Genomic DNA, 2212 nt, shown 5'->3' with positions numbered 1-2212 from the left:
CGTCGGGTAACAGCAGCGCATTACTGCGCCGCCGTCCCCTAAGAACCGGACATGAGAGTCGCCCCTCATCCGGCTCAAGCCGTTCAACGGCACCATCGTCTGGTACCGGGCAATTAATCAACGTCCATCGCGGCTCGACGTCGGGCAAAGTAAGACGACCACGCAGAATCAAAGGGGTTAGCCAAACCACGTATTTTGACGTGCCGAACGATTGGAATCGTCGAAGCGCGAAAAAGCCACCATCGTTGGACAATGCCCCCGACTTTGGTTTGCGCTGCAAATACCCAGTTTTGGTACCCCTCGGTGTGGAAATACTTCCGTCTTACCCAGCCCGAGCCTTTATTGGGATGCCGACGCATGGCCCATGTCCATAAGAGACGCCAAATTTGAGCATCTATCGATGAGAATAGAGACTTGGATACCACATGGCGGTGATACATCGCCCAACCGCGAATGATCGGGTTGAGCTGTAGGATCAGATTCGCCTGTGTGGCACTCTTGTTGTTCTTTACGACTTCCCTAACCTTGGCCAGCAGCGCCTTCACGCTCTTGTTGGCCGGTTTGATGAGCAGCTTACCTTGGTACTTGCGTACGTTCTGCCCAAGGAAATCAAAACCCTCAGCAATGTGAGTGATCTTGGTTTTCTCTTCCGAGAGTTCCAGTCCCCGGATGGCCATGAACCGCCTGACCGCCGGGAGAACGCTGTGCTCTAGAATTTCTTTCGAGATTCCAGTCACAACAAAATCATCAGCATATCTGACGACGTTTATCTTGGACTTTTCGCGCGCGCGTTTCGTCGGTCCCACGCTTGCATGCACTGCCGCTTCCAGTCCGTCTAACGCCATATTTGCGATCACCGGCGAAATGATTCCCCCCTGCGGGGTACCGGCCTGCGTCGCAAACAGAGTTCCTTCATCGATAAACCCAGCCTGAAGCCATCGCCGCAGGATCGTCTTATCCATCGGTATGTTCTTGAGCATCCATTCGTGGCTAAAGTTATCGAAACAGCCACGGATATCACCCTCAAGTACCCACACTGGCGACGTACGTTTGGCCAGCGTGATGAAACAATATTCGATGGCGTCAGCGGTCGAGCGGTTGGGCCGAAACCCATAAGAGTTTGGATCCGCCAAGCTTTCTGAAACAGGTTCCAGAGCCAGCTTCCACAGTGCCTGCATCGATCTGCAGAGCATGCGGGGAATTCCGAGCGGACGCTTCTGGCCATTGCTCTTGGGGATGTAAATACGTCGAAGCGGCAACGCACGGTAGCTGCGATGTCGCATTGACTCCATCCCGCTCCACTTGGCCGCCGGGGTCGACCAGATTTTGCCATCGACGCCCGGCGTTCTCTTGCCACGATTTTCTGTCACTCGTTTGACAGCTAACATCTTGCCGCTGTGCGAGCGGGTCAGCAGGTGTTGCAGGGCTTTCACCTTGCCCCATCTGCCTTCCATTGTTGCCTTAGCGATACGCGCCTGGAGTCGTTTCACTTCTTCTTTGATGAGGCCCCAGTTAGCCTGAAGCCACATCCTTTCAGCGTGCGAAGGTGCACCAGTACCGATCGCATCTGTTTTCGCAGCGCTACCAATAGCCGTCATCTGCTTTCCTTCGAGTAACGATTAATCAAGTTCTCTCGCCATGAATGACCATACGGAAGTCTGCCCACTTTCGCGTCGAGCAATGTTTCAGCCCGTATCCCGCCCATTACAGGCCGGCCTTCGCTTTTTCCGCATTCCTCTACCCGCAGCACCCACAGCGTTCCTTACGGTTCGCCTGCCGTTTCCGGCGGCACTACGGGCTTACCCTGTTCCGCCTGAATTTCTGAGCGGGGCGGACCCCTCCTGTTCGCCGGCGGCCTACTGTCCATGATGACCCAGGAATCAAGGGGTTCATACCTGGCCGCGTACCGTTTTGGTTCAAGCCTGTCAGCACATTTGGCTTGTTGAGCATGACGACGTTTAACAGAGGTTCACATATGTTGGTCGTAGCCGCTCGTTCCTAGCCCCTCGCCACCTTTGTGCTGGTAGATTCCGCTTCCCCTCGCGGGTAGGCGTACCGAAAATCGGCGGGTACATTGTCCCCAGAGCTTCACACCGGGCTGTTACCGGCCCCGCATGTCCAGGTAGGAAACGGTTGATGGAACAACCGGTTTCATCGGGAGAAAACTCTCCAGTAAAACAGAAATTCAGACGACCTCAGGTCGCACTGTTCC

General features: G+C 55.0%; 1 protein-coding gene. It reads right to left on the bottom strand.

Translation table 11 applies throughout. The features are described from left to right. Positions 1 to 113 precede the first annotated feature (113 nt). The gene (gene ltrA / locus NA637_RS24755) at positions 114 to 1598 is read right to left on the bottom strand and encodes a group II intron reverse transcriptase/maturase (RefSeq protein ID WP_169917227.1); all 1485 of its coding nucleotides are present in this window, start codon (positions 1596 to 1598) and stop codon (positions 114 to 116) included. Positions 1599 to 2212 lie beyond the last annotated feature (614 nt).

Origin of the sequence: Stutzerimonas stutzeri (assembly GCF_024448935.1) — a bacterium.
Taxonomy (GTDB): domain Bacteria; phylum Pseudomonadota; class Gammaproteobacteria; order Pseudomonadales; family Pseudomonadaceae; genus Stutzerimonas; species Stutzerimonas stutzeri_AO.
The sequence above is the reverse complement of the archived record's forward strand: the minus strand, read 5'-3'. Positions and strand labels throughout refer to the sequence as shown.